The organism is Gemmobacter sp. (assembly GCF_046292685.1).
Lineage (GTDB): Bacteria > Pseudomonadota > Alphaproteobacteria > Rhodobacterales > Rhodobacteraceae > Wagnerdoeblera.
Genome location: NZ_JBKBQM010000037.1, coordinates 1 through 17,361, shown reverse-complemented (window position 1 = coordinate 17,361; position 17,361 = coordinate 1). Strand labels below are relative to the sequence as shown.

Sequence of the window (17,361 nt, the reverse complement as noted above, 5' to 3'; positions counted from 1 at the left end):
GAGTTCAGCAGCCCGTGCCCTTCAGAACCACCTGAACGGTGCGGGCCAGGATCGCAAGGTCGGTCGCAAGCGAAAGCTCCCGCTCGTAGGCGGCATCGAAATGTGCGCGGGCAGCAAAGGTCGTGCGGTTGCGCCCCGCCGTTTGCCAGTAGCCCGTGATGCCCGGCCGCAGGTGATAATACGCGTCGCTCGGATACAGCCCCGCCTGACAAGGCATCATGGGACGAGGGCCCACCAGGCTCATGTCGCCGGTCAGCACGTTCCAAAGTTGCGGCAGTTCGTCCATAGAGGACTTGCGCAGGAACTGGCCGAACCGGGTGATCCGCGGGTCGTTGCGCAGCTTCTGGGTTTCGTCCCATTCGCGCCGGGCCTCGGGGTTGGCGGCAAGGTGCGCCACCATCCGCGCATCGGCATCGACGACCATGCTGCGCAGCTTCCACATGCGGAACACGCGCCCGCCCTTGCCGATGCGATCCTGCGTGTAAAAGGGTTTCCCGCCGTCGAAGGCGACCACCAGGGCCATCAGCGCCACGAGCGGCACCACGAAGGGTGCCGCCAGCACGACGACAAGGATGTCCAGCAACCGCTTCACCCCCTGACGATAAATCCCGCGTTGCCGATAGGATGTGTCCTCTGCCATGCCAGACCCGAGGCCCGCAGGAATATCCGCATCCGTCTCGAAGCGCCCGATACTGATCGTCATTGTGGCTCTCTCATAAACAGTCGTGCAGACAATCGCAGTCGTTCTTCCGCCACAGAACCATCAGGCACGCCGAAGGCGCGCTGTATTTTCCTGGGCATCTCCGGGGGGTTGGCAGCCTTCCGGTAACATCGACCTGATTACTCTTACGCTGCCATTCTACAGTCTGCGCATCGCCAGGCGAATGGGAAAACGCGGCCCGACCAGACAGAATGCGGCCGCAAGATCGGCCGTTCACGAACAAAATGCAGCCGCGATCCTGCCACAATATTTTCGCCACAACCACAGCGAGAAACGCCGGGCAAACCACCCGCGACCCGCAGCAGGTGATTCGCCGGACCTGAACCCGACCTCGGGCCAGGCGGCGCGACCGCCGGCGACTGCAAACGCGAAAACGGCCGGGCAGGGCGGCCCGACCGATACCGTGATATTGTTTCCTGACCTTTGGTTAACCGCGATGCGTCGCCAGAATGGCGCGTGCCACGATTGCGCCTTCCGCGCTGGCGACGCGCGGCTGCCGGACCAGCCCGCGCAGCGTCATCAGGCCCAGCGTGACCGCAACCCCGACCATCCCGGCCAGAACATAGAGCCCCAGCGCCACCGGCAGGCCGTGGCCCGCAATCAGCGCCGCCGCAAAACCCGTGATACCCGCGAGAATGCCGGACAGGAGGGACGCAAGGATCATGAGCGGGCTCCGACAAGGGTTGATACCCTGCAGGGTCGGGTTGGAATGCGGCGAGAATGGGGCAGCTCTGGTGCATTCCCGCGGCACGCAGCGGAAAAGGGCGGGCCTTGCGGCCCGCCCCCTGCAGCCTTGCGAGGCGGCTCACTCGGCCGGAACGGCCTGCGCAGCCCGCGGTGTGCCGAAGTGGCGGCGGTTCAGCACGACCACCAGCACGATCATCGCCACCTGGAAGGCCACGGCCACGGCCGAGATGGCCCAGTAGGCCAGCCCGAACTTCGCCACCAGACCGGCACCCACCAGGCCCTTGTTCAGCCAGAAGTGCAGCATCACGCTCAGCGCCACGCCAGGGCAGACCAGGGCGTAAGACCCGACCGAAGCCTCCGGCCCGGTCAGGAACCGGCGCGCGTAGCCCAGCGACCCCAGCACGGCCAGGCCCAGCAGCCCGAACAGCACCTGCACCGAAAGCATCTGCGTCAGCATCTTGAGCATGTCGCCCGCGGCGACATGGCCGCCGAAGTGGGTGTCGATGGCATGGGTCTGGCGCAGCACCATGATGCCCAGCACCGTCATCATGGGAATGATGATCATGATCGTGGGTGCGGTTTCGATGTTGGCGCCGTTTTCCAGCATCGACCGCACGCCCAGCACGACACCCACCAGCGCCAGCAGCACCGCCGCCGTGCCGAAGAAGGTGGACAGCACCAGCGCCACGCCCGACGTCAGCGGCACCGTCGACAGTGCGGCCGGCGCCGACAGGCCCACCGCCACCATCGCCAGTGCAAAGGCCGGCAGCACCTGGCCGAAGGAATTGTTGGCCGCGCAGTTGAACCCGCCCTTGCCCAGCACCCGGCCGAAGAAGCGGCCCAGCTGCTTCAGCCCCAGCACGCCGGCAGCAAGGAACGCCGCGATGGCCAGCGGAAACAGGTATTCCACCACGCTCCACAGCCCGGGCACAAAGACGAGGCCCAGGATGAAGCCCACGTTGATCGTCATGGCGATCGCCAGCGGCAGCGCGGCCAGCTGCGTTTCGGCATTCGAGGCACGCAGCTTTGCCGCGGCCTCGGTGCCCGACCAGCGGTTCATCCGGGCAAGGTTCCAGACGAACAGCTTGATGTTCAGATAGGCAAAGACGGCGATCCCGCCCAGGGCGCCGACGATCATTGCCTGTTTCAGCGCATCGCCGCCGGAAAAGGCGCGGGCGATGTCCTCGAAGGTCGGCACCGTCTGGCCCGGATGCGGGATCCAGTGGAACAGCCACATGAAGAAGGTCACGGCCAGGCCGCCAGCCCCGACCGAAGACAGGAAGTAAAGCGGGGCCCAGGTATCGGCGGGCCGGGTTGGATTGGACATCGAAGCCTCCATTTCATATTCTGAATAATGAATATGATAGGGATGCGGCTTTGGCGCTGTGGCGGCGTGTCGCAGCCTTGCGCGCCATATCTGGTGTCTGAACCGGGTTATCCCCCGAAATCTGCGCTCTACCGCTTGACTTGCCGCCTTCCGGCCCGAACGATACGCGTCCGGTATCCTGTGTCGGAGTCCCTCGCGTGCGATTCACCCGCCTGCGCCTCAACGGCTTCAAGAGCTTTGTCGACCCGACAGAGCTTGTGATCGCCGACGGCCTGACCGGCGTGGTGGGTCCCAACGGCTGCGGCAAGTCGAACCTGCTGGAGGCGTTGCGCTGGGTGATGGGCGAAAACCGCCCCACCGCCATGCGCGGCGGCGAGATGGAGGATGTCATCTTTGCCGGCGCAGCCACCCGCGGCGCGCGCCACTTTGCCGAGGTTGCGCTCAGCATCGACAATTCCGACCGGCTGGCACCTTCGGGGTTCAACGACGCCGATGTGCTGGAAATCACCCGCCGCATCACGCGGGATGCCGGCTCGGCCTATCGCGCCAATGGCCGCGAGGTGCGCGCCAAGGACGTGCAGATGCTGTTCCTGGATGCCTCGACCGGCGCGCATTCGCCGGCGCTGGTGCGCCAGGGGCAAATCTCGGAACTCATCAATGCCAAGCCCCGTTCGCGCCGCCGCGTGCTGGAGGAGGCCGCCGGGATCAGCGGCCTCTATCAGCGCCGGCACGAGGCCGAATTGCGCCTGGCGGCCACCGAAACCAACCTGACCCGCGTCGATGACGTGATCGAGCAGTTGGCGCAGCAACTGGCCACGCTGGCCCGGCAGGCCCGGCAGGCCGCGCGCTACCGCGAGATCGGGGCCGAGCTGCGCCGCACCGAAGGCATGCTGCTGTTCCGCCGCTGGCACGAGGCCGATGCCGCCCGCATGGTCGCCTTGCAGCAGTTGACCGAGGCGATGCGCCTGTCTTCGGCCGCCGAAGCCGCCGCCCGCAAGGCCGCTGCCGACCGCCTGGCCGCCGAAGACCGCCTGCCCCCCTTGCGCGAGGAAGAAGCCGTCGCCGGCGCCATCCTGCAACGCCTGCTGGTGCAGCGCGATGCGCTGGCCGACGAGGACCGGCGCGCCCGCGAGGCGGTGGAAAGCCTGCGCGCGCGCATTTCCCAGTTGCAGCGCGATGCCGAGCGCGAGGCCGGCCTGAACCGCGACGCCGGCGAAACCATCGCCCGGCTGGAATGGGAGCTCGACCAGCTGGCCCGCGCGCAGGAAGGCGAGGGCGAACGGCTGGCCGATCTGGCCGACAAGGCGCGCGAGGCGGCGCAGGTTCTGGCCGCGCGCGAAAGCGACCTTGCCGAAGCCACCGAGGATGCGGCCCGGCTTGCGGCGCGCCACCAGTCGGCGCAGCGGATGCTGCACGACGCTGCCGCAGCACTGGAAAAGGCCCGGACCGAGGCCGCCCGCGCCGAAAGCGCCCAGGCCGCCGCGGCCGAGGCGCTGGCCCAGGCCGCCTTGGCCCAGGCGGCGGCAGAGGAGGCGCAGGCCGAGGCCATCGCCACCGCCGAGGAGGCCGAAGCCGTGCTGGCCGAGGCCGAGGCCGCCCGCGCCGCCACGCAGACGCGCGAGGCCGAGGCCCGCGCCGCCCGCTCTGCCGCCGAAGGCGAGGCCAACGCCTTGCGCGCCGAGGTTGCCGCGCTGGCGAAACTGGTAGAACGCGAATCGCAGGCCGGCAGCCAGTTGCTCGACCGTCTGTCGGTGGAACCGGGTTACGAGGCGGCGCTGGGCGCGGCGCTGGCCGATGACCTGCGCGCCCCGGAATGCGCGGCCGATGCCGCCTCCGGCTGGGCCTTGCTGCCCGACTACGACGATGCCGCCCCGCTGCCTGCCGGTGCGGCCCCGCTGGCTGCGCATGTCGGCGCGCCAGCCGTGCTGGCGCGCCGCCTGTCGCAGCTTGGGCTGGTGGATCGGGCCGAAGGCCCGCGGCTTCAGGCCGCCTTGCGCCCGGGGCAGCGGCTCGTCAGCCTCGAAGGCGACCTGTGGCGGTGGGACGGGTTCCGGGCCGCGGCCGAGGATGCGCCTTCGGCCGCCGCGCTGCGGCTGCGCCAGCTCAACCGCCTTGTGCAGTTGAAGCGCGACCTCGAAGAGGCTTCGGCCCGGGCTGCCGGTGCCCGGGCCGCCCACGAAACGCTGACAGCGCGGCTGGCCGACCTGACCCGCGCCGACCAGATGGCCCGCGAGGCCCGCCGCGCCGCCGACGCGCGCGTCGCCGAGGCCAGCCGGGCCCTGTCCCGCGCCGAGGCCGAACGGTCGATCGGTGCCGGCCGGCTGGAATCGGCGCGCCTGGCCCTCGCCCGCCACCGCGACGAAATCGAAGACCTGTCCGAACGCCTGTCCGAGGCGCAGGAAACCGCCGCAGACCTGCCCGATCTGGCCGATGCCCGCGCCCGGGTCGAGGCGCTGAAATCCACCGTCGAGGCCGCACGCCTTGCCATGATCGCCGGCCGATCCGCCCATGACGAGGCCCGGCGCGAAGGCGATGCCCGCACCCGCCGGCGGCAAGAGGTGACCAAGGAGCTTTCCGGCTGGCGCCTGCGCCTTGAAACCGCCGAACGGCGCGCCAGGGAACTGGCCGACCGGCGCGAAGACGCCGAGTCCGACCTGGCCGAAGCCGAAGCGGTGCCCTCCGAAATCGCCGAGCGGCGCGAGGAACTGGCCGAGGCCATCGCGGCTGCCGAAGCCCGGCGCAGCCGCGCACAAGACGCGCTGTCTGCCGCCGAAGCCGCCTTGCGCGCCGCGCAGGAGGCCGAGCGCACCGCCGAACGCACCGCCGGCGAATCGCGCGAAACGCGGGCCCGGGCCGAAGCGCGCGCCGATGCCGCCAAGGACGCCGCCTTGCAGGCCGCCGCCCGCGTGCAGGAGGAAACCGGCGATGCCCCCGGCGCGCTGCTGGAGACGCTCAGGCTCGATCCGGCGCAGATCCCGCCGGCCGACCGGCTGGAGGAAGACGCCCATCGCCTGCGCCGCGCGCGCGAGGCGCTGGGCGCGGTGAACCTGCGCGCCGAGGAAGATGCCAGGGCCGTGCAGGCCGAACACGACACGCTGAAGGCCGAAAAGGAAGATCTGGAAGAGGCCATCCGCAAGCTGCGCGCCGGCATCGCCAGCCTGAACCGCGAAGGGCGCGAACGGCTGCTTGCGGCTTTCGATCAGGTCAACGCCAGCTTCGCCACGCTGTTCACCCACCTGTTCAACGGCGGCGAGGCGCGGCTGGTGCTGGTGGAATCCGACGATCCGCTGGAGGCGGGCCTGGAAATCATGTGCCAGCCGCCGGGGAAAAAACTGTCCACCCTGTCGCTGCTCTCGGGGGGCGAACAGACGCTGACGGCGCTGGCGCTGATCTTTGCGGTGTTCCTTGCCAACCCCGCTCCGATCTGCGTGCTCGACGAGGTGGATGCGCCGCTGGACGATGCCAACGTCACCCGCTTCTGCGACCTGCTGGACGAGATGACCCGCCGCACCGACACGCGCTTTCTCATCATCACGCACCACGCCGTGACCATGAGCCGGATGGACCGGCTGTTCGGCGTGACGATGCAGGAACAAGGCGTCAGCCAGCTGGTCAGCGTGGATCTGAAACGGGCCGCGGCGATGGTCGCCTGACCGCTTGCACCCGCAGTCCGCTTCGGCAACCCTGCGCCGAACCCAGCGGAGGAACCCCATGCGCCTGCTCTACTCGCCGACCTCTCCTTACGTTCGCAAGGTGATGGCTTCGGCCATTCACCTCGGTCTTGCCGACCGCATCATCTGCGTCGCGGGCCACCCCAGCCCGGTGAAGCCCGACCCGGCGGTGTCCGACGTCAACCCCCTGGGCAAGGTGCCCGCCGCCACGCTGGACGACGGCACCGTGCTGCTGGGCAGCCGCACGATCTGCGAATGGCTGGCCGCCACCGGGGCCGACCCGGCGTTCCTGCCCGCCGGCGGCGCGCCGCGCTGGGCGGTGCTGGAACTGCACGATCTGGCCGACGGCATTCTGGATGCGGCGCTTCTGGCCCGCTACGAATCCGCCGTGCGGCCCGAAGCGCTGCGCTGGGCCGACTGGCATTCGGGCCAGCTCGGCAAGATCGACGCCGCGCTAAGCCGGCTGAACGCCCTGGCCGACCGGCTGGCCGGCCCCGTCACGCTGGGCAGCATCACCACCGGCTGCGCGCTGGGCTATCTGGACTTCCGCTTTGCCGATCATTCCTGGCGCGCCGCCAACCCGCGGCTGGCGGCCTGGTGGGCCGAATTCGGCGAAACCGCCCCGATGGCGCAGACCCGCCCGGCCTGACCGCCGGGAAGACCCGCCCCGGGCTTGACCCGGGGCCTCTCCCCAAACCGGTGCGCGGCGAAGCGGGGGGTCCCGGGTCAGGCCCGGGACGGGCTTGCCTTCATGGCAACAGCACGGTTGCCCCGGTCGTCGCCCGCGATTCCAGCGCGCGGTGGGCCTCGGCCACCTGATCCAGCGCGAACCGCTGGTCGATGCGGATCTTCACCGCCCCCGACAGCACCTTGTCGAACAGGTGCCGCGCCATTGCCTGGCAATCCTCGGCCTTGGCAATATGGGTGAACAGCGTCGGCCGGGTGATCTGCAACGACCCCTTGGCGGCCAGCACCCCGAGGTTGACCGGCGGCACCACGCCCGAGGCATTGCCGAAGGAAATCATCATACCCACCGGCCGCAGGCAATCGAGCGAGCCTTCGAAGGTCGCCGCCCCGACCGAATCCATCACCGCATCCACGCCGCGCCCGCCGGTCAGGGCGCGCACCTGTGCGGGCCAGTCGGCGGCGCGGTAGTTGATGGCATGGGTGGCGCCATGGTCCAGCGCCAAAGCGCATTTTTCGTCGCTGCCGGCGGTGGCGATCAGGGTGATGCCTTCGGACCGCGCCCATTGGCAGGCGATCAGCCCCACGCCCCCCGCCGCCGCGTGGAACAGCACCGTATCCCCGGCCTTCAAGGGCACGGTGCGGTGGAACAGATACTGCACCGTCAGCCCTTTCAGCATCATGGCGGCGCCTTCCTCGAAGGAAATACCTTCGGGCAAGGGGCAGACCTGCGCGGCCGGCATCACCCGCGCCTCGCAATAGGCGCCGGGCGGCTGGGCGGCATAGGCCGCGCGGTCGCCGGGTTTCAGATGCGTCACGCCTTCGCCCACCGCCTCGACCACGCCGGCCGCCTCCATCCCCAGCGCGGCGGGCATCTGCATCGGGTAGACGCCCGAGCGCTGGTAGACGTCGATGAAGTTCAGCCCGACCGCATGATGCCGGATGCGGATCTGGCCCGGGCCGGGCGCGCCCACCGGGCGATCCTCCAGCGCCAGAACCTCGGGCCCCCCTTGCGAATGAATCACCACCGTCCGTGCCATGCGTCCCCCCTCTTGCCGTTCCGGCGCTTGCCGCGCGCATGGTATCGCGCAGGCGCCAAAGGGCAAGCCGCTGGCCCCGCTTGCGGTTGACCCGCGCGGCCGGCAAGGCTATCGGGCGGGCCTTGTGCTGGAGAGGTGGATCATGGGCCGCGCAAAGAAGGGGCAGCCGGTGTCGGGCTGGCTGGTGGTGGACAAGCCGGCGGGCGTCACCTCGACCGCCGTTGTGGGCAAGGTGCGCTGGGCGCTGGACGCGCAAAAGGCCGGGCACGCCGGCACGCTCGACCCCGACGCGACCGGCGTGCTGGCCGTGGCGCTGGGCGAGGCGACCAAGACCGTGCCTTATGTGACCGACGCGCTGAAGTGCTATCGCTTCGTGGTGCGGTTCGGGGCGGCAACCGCCACCGACGACGCCTCGGGCGCGGTGCTGGAAACCCGCGATGCCCGCCCCGACGATGCGCAGATCGTCGCGGCCCTGGACGGGTTCCGCGGCGACATCCGGCAGGTGCCGCCGCAGTATTCCGCCGTCAAGGTCGATGGCGCCCGGGCCTATGATCTGGCGCGCGACGGCGAGGCGATGGATCTGGCCGCCCGGCCGCTGCATGTCGCCCGGCTCGATCTGGTGGCGCGGCCCGACGCGGACCATGCCGAGCTGGAGATGGTCTGCGGCAAGGGTGGCTATGTGCGCGCCATCGCGCGGGATCTGGGGCAGGTGCTGGGGTGCCTTGGCCATGTCGCCTGGCTGCGCCGGGTCTGGTCGGGGCCGTTCCGCGCCGACCAGGGCCTGACGCTGGAGGAGGTGGAGCGTCTGGCCCGCACCCCCGACCTTGCCGCGCGCCTGCTGCCGCTGGAAACCGGCCTGCACGACCTGCCCGAACTGCGCGCGACCGACGAAGGGGCCGTGCGCCTGCGCCACGGCAACCCCGGCGCGGTGCTGGGGCATCTGCCCTATGGCAGCGAGTGCTGGGCCAGCCACGGCGGGCGGGCGGTGGCCGTGGGCCGCTACATGGGCGGCGAGCTGCACCCGACCCGGGTGTTCGCCGGCTGACCCGTCGCCGCGGGGGTTTCGCACCCCCGCGCCCCCGCGGGATATTTCGGCAAGGTGAAAGGCGGGGGACGGCGGCTCAGGCCCATTCGCCGGCGCGCATCACCGGCACCCGGTCGCCGCCGGCGGTCAGGCCGTCGACATCCACCTGACCGGACCCGATCATCCAGTCGACATGGATGAGCGAGCTGTTGCCCCCCTGCGCTGCGATCTGTTCCGGGGTCAGCCCGGCGCCGCCGACGAAGCATTTGGAATAGCACTGACCCAGCGCGATGTGGCTGGCGGCGTTTTCGTCGAACAAGGTGTTGTAGAACAGCAGCCCCGATTGCGCGATCGGCGAGGAATGCGGCACCAGCGCCACCTCGCCCAGGCGCCGGGCGCCTTCGTCGGTGCCGATCAGTTTTTGCAGCACCTCCTGCCCGCGGCTGGCCTGCGCCTCGACGATCCGCCCGGCTTCGAAGCGCACGCGGATGCCCTCGATCAGGCTGCCCTGGTGCGACAGCGGCTTGGTTGCGCTGACGTGGCCGTCGACGCGCAGCGCGTGCGGGGTGGTGAACACCTCCTCCGTCGGCAGGTTCGGGTTGCAGCTGATGCCGTTCCTGGCGGTCGAGGCGCCGCCGTGCCATTCGTGGCCATCGGCCAGACCCACCGTCAGGTCGGTGCCCGGCCCGGTGAAATGCAGCGCGGCAAAGCGATGCCCGTTGAGCCAGGCCGAGCGTTCCGCCAGCCGCGCAGAATGTGCCGCCCAGTCGGCCACCGGATCGTCGCCGTCGATCCGGCTGGCGGCGAAGATCGCATCGGCGAGGGCCTCTTGCGCGGCGGCCTCGGGCAGGTCGGGAAAGACCTGCTGCGCCCAGGCCAGGCCCGGCCAGGCCAGGACGGTCCAGTTGATGTCAAAATTGGCGATCTTTTCCAGCGCGGGTTTGTAGGCCGTGGCATTGGCGCGGGTGGCGCGCGAGACCTTGCCCGGGTCCTGCCCGGCCAGCAGCATCGGGTTGTCGCCGACGATCGCCATGCGGGCGGCGCCCGCGCCGTAAGCCTCGGCCATGCCGCGATAGAGCCAGTCGGGCGCGCGGTCGAAGGCGGCATCCTGCCCGTGCCGGTAGCGCGCCAGCGTGACCTCCTCGTCGGCGAACAGCGGGGTGACGAGGCCCGCGCCGGCCTTGTAGGCCTCGGCCGCGATCCGGCGCACCAGCGGCGCCGAGGCCAGCGGCGCCGTCAGCACCAGATCCTGCCCGGGTTGCAGGTTCAGCCCCACCTGCACCGCCACGCGGGCCAGCCTGTCCAGCCGATCGGAGGAAAGCGGAGAGTTCTGCATGGTTCGTCATCCCTGTTCGCGGTTCGCGCCAAGGTGGCGCGGCGCGGCGTCGGGCGCAAGACCCGCAGCCGGGATTGACGCCGGGGGCGGCTTGTGCTCAGATGAGCGGAAGTTGCACATATGCAGGTAGCCATGACCGCTTCGGCCCCCGATCCCGCGCGCGCCGCCTCCGGCACCCGGCTACCCCTGGACGAGGCGCGCGATCACCTGCTGGTGCAGGTGGCCAAGATGTATTTCCAGCTCGACCGCACGCAGGCGGACATCGCGCAGGCCCTGGGGCTGACACGCTGGCAGGTGGGGCGGCTTCTGTCAGAGGCGCGCGAAACCGGCGTGGTGCGCATCGAGATCGCGCCGCGCGCCAACCGGGTGGCGGCGCTGGAGGCCGCCTTGCAGCGCCAGTGGCGCCTGCGCGATGCGGTGGTGGTGCCGTCCGAAGGCGATGCCGCGGTGGATGCCGGCGCGGTGGCGCAGGCGGCTGCGGCCTGGCTGGCGGGTCTGGGCGAAAAGCCGGCGCTGATCGGCGTGTCCTGGGGGCGCACGATGGCCGCGGTCGCGCGCGCCTTGCCGGCCGGCTGGAACCCGGGGGCCCATGTGGTGCTGGTGAACGGGGCCACCGCCTTGCGGCTGACCTCGCCCGGCATCGGCACCGTGGCCGAGGCCTTTGCCCAGACCGCCGGCGGCTCGGCCACGCTGTTCCCGGCCCCCGCCATCCTCGGCCGCGCCGAAACCCGCGCCGCGCTGGAGGCCGACCCGGTCATCGCTGCTGCGCTGGACCTGGCGCGCCGGGCGCCGCTGGTGATCTTCGGCATGGGGGCGATGCAGGATTCGGTGCTGGCGGCCTCGGGCTATGTGTCGGAGGCCGACATTTCCCGGCTGAAGGCCGCCGGTGCCGTCGGCGACATCCTGGGCCGGTTCCTGGATGCGCAGGGCCGCATCCTCGATCCGGCGCTGGATGCGCGCACCCTGGGGCTGCGGCCCGAACTGCTGGTCACGCGCCGGCACGCCGTCGGCGTGGTCAGCGGTGCGACCAAGCAGGCCGTCGCGCTGGCGGCCTTGCGTGCCCGGCTGGTCAACGTGCTGGTCACCGACGAAACCACCGCCCGCCATCTTCTGTCGTTCAACCCCGGAGTCCCGGATGCCTGCTGACGCCGCCTTTCCCCGCAACCCCGGCACCCCGCTGGCGCCCGACTGGTTCGACCGGGTTGCCGTCAACACCCCCGCGGCCGACCGCCGCGCCGCCACGCTGACCACCCGGCGCAGCGTGAAAAAGGACCATCAGGCCGCCTGGCTGTGCAAGGCGATCACCCTGACCGACCTGACCACCCTGGCCGGCGACGATACGCCCGCCCGCGTCCAGCGCCTGTGCGCCAAGGCGCGCCAGCCCATCCGCCCCGATATTGCCGAAGGCCTCGGTGTGCAGGGCCTGACGGTGGGGGCGGTCTGCGTCTATCCCACGATGGTTCCCCATGCGGTCAAGGCGCTGGCGGGCAGCGGCGTGCCGGTGGCCTCGGTCGCCACCGGCTTTCCGGCGGGGCTGATGCCGCTGCCCTTGCGGCTGGCCGAGATTCGCTGGGCGGTGGAGCATGGCGCGGACGAAATCGACATCGTCATCACCCGGGAACATGCGCTGCTGGGCAACTGGAGCGCGCTTTACGACGAAATCGCCGCCATGCGCGAGGCTTGCGGCGCGGCCCACATGAAGGCGATCCTGGCCACCGGCGAATTGCGCACGCTGACCAATGTCTACGCCGCCTCGATGGTGGCGATGCAGGCGGGGGCCGACTTCATCAAGACCTCGACCGGGAAAGAGGAGGTCAACGCCACGCTTCCCGTCTCGCTCGTCATGGTCCGCGCGATCCGCGATTATCGCGCCCGCACCGGGCACCTCGTGGGCTACAAGCCCGCCGGCGGCATCCGTACCGCCAAGGATGCGATGGCCTGGCTGATCCTGATGAAAGAGGAACTGGGCCTGCGCTGGATGCAGCCCGACCTGTTCCGCTTCGGCGCCTCGTCCATGCTGGCCGATATCGAACGGCAACTGGAACACCACCTGACCGGCCGCTACTCGGCCGCCCACCGCCACCCGCTGGCCTGAGGAGCCGCCCATGTCGAAGGTCCGCGAGATCATGGAAACGATGGAATACGGCCCCGCCCCGGAATCGAACGCCGAGGTGCTGGCCTGGCTGGCGCGCACGCCGGCGGTCGGGCACTGGATCGACGGGGCGCATGTCGCCCAAGGTCCGCTGTCCGATGTGCTGAACCCCGCCACCGGCGCGGTGCTGACCACGCTGCACAAGGCCGGCCCCGACCAGGTCGAGGCGGCCGTGCAGGCCGCGCGCGCGGCCTTTCCCGGCTGGTCGGCCCTGCCGGGGCACGCGCGCGCCCGCCATCTTTATGCCATCGCCCGCGCGGTGCAGAAACGCGAACGCTTCCTGTCGGTGCTGGAGGCGATGGACAACGGCAAGACCATCCGCGAAACCCGCGACATCGACATCCCGCTGGTCGCGCGCCACTTCTACCACCACGCCGGCTGGGCCGAACTGGTGGAGACGGAGTTTCCCGGCCATGCCCCGGTGGGGGTCTGCGGCCAGATCATTCCGTGGAACTTTCCGCTGCTGATGCTGGCGTGGAAGGTGGCGCCGGCGCTGGCCGCCGGGAACACCGTGGTGCTGAAACCGGCCGACCTGACGCCGCTGACCGCCCATGCGCTGGCGGAAATCTGCGTCGAGGTCGGCTTGCCCCCCGGCGTTCTGAACATCGTGCAAGGCGATGGCGAAACCGGCGCCCTGGTCGCCGGGCACCCGGGGGTGGACAAGGTGGCCTTTACCGGGTCCACCGAGGTGGGCCGCACCATCCGCCGCCAGATCGCCGGGTCGGGCAAGAAGCTGAGCCTGGAGCTTGGCGGCAAGTCGCCCTTCATCGTCTTCGAGGATGCCGATCTGGAAGCTGCCGTCGAAGGCGTGGTCGATGCCATCTGGTTCAATCAGGGCGAGGTGTGCTGCGCCGGTTCCCGCCTGCTGGTGCAGGAAGGCATCGCACCGCGCTTTTACGCCCGCCTGCGCGAACGGCTGGAGACGCTGCGCGTCGGCGACCCCCTGGACAAATGCACCGATGTGGGCGCGGTGGTCTCGGCCCGGCAGCTTCAGCGCATCGACGGGCTGATCGCGCAGGGCCAGGCCGAAGGCGGCACCCTGCACCGGGCGGCGGCGCAACTGCCGGCCACCGGCAACTTCTGCGCGCCGGGGTTCTTTACCGACGTGGCCCCGGCCAGCACCGTGGCGCAGGTGGAAATCTTCGGCCCCGTCGCGGTGGCGATGACCTTCCGCACCCCGGACGAGGCCGTGGCGCTGGCCAACGACACGCGCTATGGCCTTGCCGCCTCGGTCTGGTCCGAGAACGTGACCAAGGCGATCGACGTGGCGGCGCGGGTCAAGGCCGGGGTGGTCTGGATCAACGCCACCAACATCTTCGATGCCGGCGCCGCCTTTGGCGGTATGCGCGAGAGCGGCTTCGGCCGCGAAGGCGGGCGCGAAGGGATGGGCGAGTATCTGGTGCGTCGGGCCGAACAAGGCTCTGAACGGCCCGCCGTCACGGTTTCCTGGGATCCGGCGCCGGTCGCGCAGGCCGTGGCGCAACCGGCCAGCGGCGGGGTGGACATCACCGCACGCCTGTGGGTGGGCGGCAAATGGGCGCGGGCCGACGGCGGGCAATCGGCCAGCGTGCGCGGGGCGGATGGTGCGGTGCTGGGGCAGGTCGCCATCGGCAACCGCAAGGATATCCGCAACGCGGTCGAGGCTGCGGCCAAGGCCGGCGCCTGGGGCGGTGTGACCGCCCACAACCGTGCGCAGGTGCTGTATTTCCTGGCCGAAAACCTGGACCAGCGCCGGGCCGAATTCGCCGAGCTGCTCGCGGCCAGCACCGGCGGCGACGGCGCGGCCGAGGTCGAGGCCGCCATCCGCCGCCTGTTCTGGAACGCTGCCCAGGCCGACAAGGTGGATGGCACCGTGCGCGCGACGAAATCGGCCCATGTCACGCTGCACATCAACGAACCCTGGGGCGTGATGGGCGTGATCTGCCCCGAGGAAGCACCCTTGCTGGCGCTGGTGTCGCTGGTGGCGCCGGCGCTGGCGATGGGCAACCGGGTGGTCTGCGTGCCCAGTCAGGCGCACCCGCTGGTGGCCGCGCGGTTTGCGCAGGTCTGCGCCGTGTCGGACCTGCCCGCCGGCGCGTTGAACATCGTCACCGGCCCGCGCGATGCGCTGGCGAAAACCCTGGCCGAGCACGACGAGGTCGCGGCGCTGTGGTATTGCGGCAGTGCCGAAGGCTCGGCGATGGTCGAGGCCGCCAGCGCCGGCAATCTGAAATCCACCTGGGTGGATCGCGGCCGGATGCGCGATTGGGGCGCGGCCCAAGGCGCCGACTGGCTGCGCCGCGCCTGTCAGGTCAAGACGCTCTGGTTGCCTTACGGGGCGTGATCCTCCCGCAGCCTTGCGCCGCCCCGGGGGCGGCACAAGGCCTTGGGCCGGGCGCCGCGCGTGCCGCGCGGCGCTGCCTCCGGCGGGGATATTTGGGGCAAGGTGAAACGGTCAGGTCGCGGTAAAGGCGAAACCCTGGAAGCGGGCGCGCAAGGCGCGGGTGTCGGGCGCGACGCGGGCCGGGTCGTCGGCGCGCAAGGCGCGGGCGATCAGGGCGGCGAGGGCGGGCATCTCGGCCGGGGTCATGCCGCGCCGGGTGATTTCGGGGGTGCCGAGGCGGAGGCCGTTGGTATCGCCTTCGACCGGCGGCAGCGGCAGGCCGATGCCGCAGGCGATGAAGCCGGCCGCGTAGAGCCGTTTCGCGGCGGCTTGTCCGCCGCCGAAGGGCGCGGCCAGCAGCGCGAACTGGTGCGATTGCGTGGCACCCCTGTCGGCGGCGAAGACTTGCACACCTTCGGCCTGCAAGGCGGCGGCCAGGGCGCGGGCGTTGGCGACCATCATCGCGGCATGGTCCTGCCCGTGTTCGCGCCAGTCCAGCAGCGTCATGGCCAGCGCGCCGGCACGGCCGGCATCGGAATTGGCGGTCATGCCGGGAAAGGCGATGCGGTTCAGCCGCGCGGCAAGGGGGGTGTCGTTGGTCACGATCAGCCCGCCGGCCGGGCCGCCGAGGCTCTTGTAGGTGCTCATGGTCATGACATGCGCGCCTTGCGCCAGCGGGTCGGGCCAGACGCCACCGGCGATCAGCCCGCACTGGTGGGCCGCGTCGAACAGCACCGCGGCGCCGACGCTGTCGGCGATGGCGCGAATCCCGGCCACGGGGTGCGGAAACAGGTTGAGGCTGCCGCCGATGGTGATGACCTTCGGCTTGACCCGCCGCGCCAGCGCTTCTAGCGCGCCCAGATCCACCGTGTAGCCGTCGGCATCGACCGGGGCCGGGTGGGTGCGCAGCCCGTAAAGCCCCGCACACCCCGCAGCATGGTGGGTGACGTGGCCGCCGATGGCGGGCGGCGGCGCGATGATGGCATCGCCGGGCTGTGCCAGCGCCATGAAGGCATAGAGGTTGGCCAGCGCACCCGACCCCACGCGGATTTCCGCGTGCCGGGCGCGGAACACCTGTGCGGCCAGCGCGGTGGCGATGCCTTCGATCTCCTCGATCGCCTCCAGCCCGGTTTCGTATTTCTCGCCCGGCCAGCCCAGCGACGGGCGCGAGCCGAGGCCCGCGGCCAGCATCGCCTCGGCCGCCGGGGTCATGGCATTCGCGGCCGGGTCGAGGTTGAAGCACTGTGCGTCATGGATGCTGCGGTTGCGCGCGGCGGCATCGCGCAGCCGGGCGGCAACATCGGCGGCAGCGCCCTCTGCCAGGGCGGCGGTTTCGGCCAGACGGGCGCAGGCGGCAGGCGACATCCAGGGGGCCAGGGTCATCGGCGGGCTCCGGGCAGCGGGGTTTCTCAAGGGGGCCGGCGGCCCCCTTGAGGCGGGGGGTGGGGGGGGGGGGGGGCCCCCCCCCCCCCCCCCCCCCCCCCCCCCCCCCCCCCCCCCCCCCCCCCCCCCCCCCCCCCCCCCCCCCCCCCCCCCCCAGCCTGCCTCAGTCCAGCCGCGGCGGCAAGGCCAGGCCGTGCAGCGCCGCGGCCACCGGCAAGGCCCGCTTGCCTTCGCGCTGTGCCTCCAGCACCCGAATGGCGCCGGTGCCGCAGGCCACCTGCAACCCTTCGCCGGGCAGGATTTGCCCGGGGGTGCCAGCGCCCGGCACGGCCACGGCGCGCAGCAGCTTCAGCCGTTCGCGGCCCATCCGGCACCAGGCCCCGGGAAAGGGCGACAAGCCGCGGATCTGCCGCGCCACCGCCTCGGCCGGTTGCGCCCAGTCGATGCGGGCTTCGGCCTTGTCGATCTTGTGGGCATAGGTGACGCCCGCTTCGGGTTGCGGCTCGGGCACCAGGTCGGGCAGCCGGTCCAGCGCCTGCACGATCAGCGCCGCCCCCAGCGCCGAAAGCCGGTCGTGCAGGTCGGCGGTGGTGTCCTCGGGCCCGATCGGGGTGGCTGCGCGCAACAGCACCGGGCCGGTGTCCAGCCCCGCCTCCATCCGCATGATGCAGACGCCGGTTTCGGCATCGCCGGCCATCACCGCACGGTGGATCGGCGCCGCCCCGCGCCAGCGCGGCAACAGGCTGGCGTGGATGTTCAGGCAGCCGTGGCGCGGCGCATCCAGCACCGCTTGCGGCAGGATCAGCCCATAGGCGACCACCACCGCCACATCCGCGCCCAACGCGGCAAAGGCCGCCTGCTCGGCCGCCTCGCGCAGCCGCACCGGGTGGCGCACCGGCAGGCCCAGCCGTTCGGCCTCGGCCTGCACCGGCGACGGGCGCAGCTGCTGGCCGCGCCCCGCCGGCCGCGGCGGC

At 71.1% G+C, this 17,361-nt stretch carries 13 protein-coding genes; 6 read left to right on the top strand and 7 right to left on the bottom strand.

Annotated elements, in window-relative coordinates:
* Positions 1–4: 4 nt before the first annotated feature.
* From ACK4S2_RS11130 to ACK4S2_RS11120, 3 genes are all read right to left on the bottom strand, one after another.
* Positions 5–703, bottom strand: a complete 699-nt coding sequence (locus ACK4S2_RS11130; RefSeq protein ID WP_409624045.1) for a sugar transferase — start codon at positions 701–703, stop codon at positions 5–7.
* Positions 704–1,148: 445 nt separating this feature from the next.
* A complete protein-coding gene (locus ACK4S2_RS11125) occupies positions 1,149–1,385 on the bottom strand; it encodes a hypothetical protein (RefSeq protein WP_409624043.1) in 237 nt (78 codons plus the stop codon).
* A 141-nt stretch (positions 1,386–1,526) separates the two neighbouring features.
* A complete protein-coding gene (locus ACK4S2_RS11120; RefSeq protein ID WP_409624041.1) occupies positions 1,527–2,735 on the bottom strand; it encodes a TsoY family (seleno)protein in 1,209 nt (402 codons plus the stop codon).
* A gap of 197 nt (positions 2,736–2,932) precedes the next feature.
* Here ACK4S2_RS11120 and smc point away from each other — a divergent pair, with 197 nt between their 5' ends.
* Together smc and ACK4S2_RS11110 are read left to right on the top strand one after the other, a co-directional pair.
* Positions 2,933–6,388, top strand: a complete 3,456-nt coding sequence (gene smc / locus ACK4S2_RS11115) for a chromosome segregation protein SMC (protein ID WP_409624039.1) — start codon at positions 2,933–2,935, stop codon at positions 6,386–6,388.
* Between the two features lie 58 nt (positions 6,389–6,446).
* Positions 6,447–7,055, top strand: a complete 609-nt coding sequence (locus ACK4S2_RS11110; protein WP_409624037.1) for a glutathione S-transferase N-terminal domain-containing protein — start codon at positions 6,447–6,449, stop codon at positions 7,053–7,055.
* 100 nt (positions 7,056–7,155) lie between these two features.
* Here ACK4S2_RS11110 and ACK4S2_RS11105 read toward each other — a convergent pair whose 3' ends face one another.
* Entirely contained in the window at positions 7,156–8,130 is a 975-nt protein-coding gene (locus tag ACK4S2_RS11105; RefSeq protein WP_409624035.1) for a quinone oxidoreductase family protein, read from the bottom strand.
* 142 nt (positions 8,131–8,272) lie between these two features.
* Here ACK4S2_RS11105 and truB point away from each other — a divergent pair, with 142 nt between their 5' ends.
* Positions 8,273–9,175 carry a tRNA pseudouridine(55) synthase TruB gene (gene truB / locus ACK4S2_RS11100; protein ID WP_409624033.1) on the top strand — a complete coding sequence of 301 codons (903 nt, stop codon included), beginning with the start codon at positions 8,273–8,275 and terminating at the stop codon, positions 9,173–9,175.
* A 76-nt stretch (positions 9,176–9,251) separates the two neighbouring features.
* Here truB and ACK4S2_RS11095 read toward each other — a convergent pair whose 3' ends face one another.
* Entirely contained in the window at positions 9,252–10,490 is a 1,239-nt protein-coding gene (locus ACK4S2_RS11095) for an aminopeptidase (RefSeq protein WP_409624031.1), read from the bottom strand.
* Positions 10,491–10,622: 132 nt separating this feature from the next.
* On the opposite strand from ACK4S2_RS11095, the gene ACK4S2_RS11090 reads away from it, so the two are divergent.
* From ACK4S2_RS11090 to ACK4S2_RS11080, 3 genes are read left to right on the top strand one after another with little or no spacing between them, the layout of a single operon-like run.
* Positions 10,623–11,636, top strand: a complete 1,014-nt coding sequence (locus tag ACK4S2_RS11090) for a sugar-binding transcriptional regulator (RefSeq protein ID WP_409624029.1) — start codon at positions 10,623–10,625, stop codon at positions 11,634–11,636.
* A complete protein-coding gene (deoC, locus tag ACK4S2_RS11085; protein ID WP_409624027.1) occupies positions 11,626–12,585 on the top strand; it encodes a deoxyribose-phosphate aldolase in 960 nt (319 codons plus the stop codon). The genes ACK4S2_RS11090 and deoC overlap by 11 nt, the downstream gene beginning before the upstream one ends.
* 10 nt (positions 12,586–12,595) lie before the next feature.
* On the top strand, positions 12,596–14,965 hold the full coding sequence (locus tag ACK4S2_RS11080) for an aldehyde dehydrogenase family protein (protein WP_409624025.1): 2,370 nt from the start codon (positions 12,596–12,598) through the stop codon (positions 14,963–14,965).
* 111 nt (positions 14,966–15,076) lie between these two features.
* Here ACK4S2_RS11080 and glyA read toward each other — a convergent pair whose 3' ends face one another.
* Together glyA and fmt are read right to left on the bottom strand one after the other, a co-directional pair.
* Positions 15,077–16,387, bottom strand: a complete 1,311-nt coding sequence (gene glyA, locus ACK4S2_RS11075) for a serine hydroxymethyltransferase (RefSeq protein ID WP_409624023.1) — start codon at positions 16,385–16,387, stop codon at positions 15,077–15,079.
* Between the two features lie 163 nt (positions 16,388–16,550).
* Positions 16,551–17,361: methionyl-tRNA formyltransferase (fmt, locus tag ACK4S2_RS11070; RefSeq protein ID WP_409624021.1), on the bottom strand; the 811-nt coding region annotated here is incomplete at its 5' end.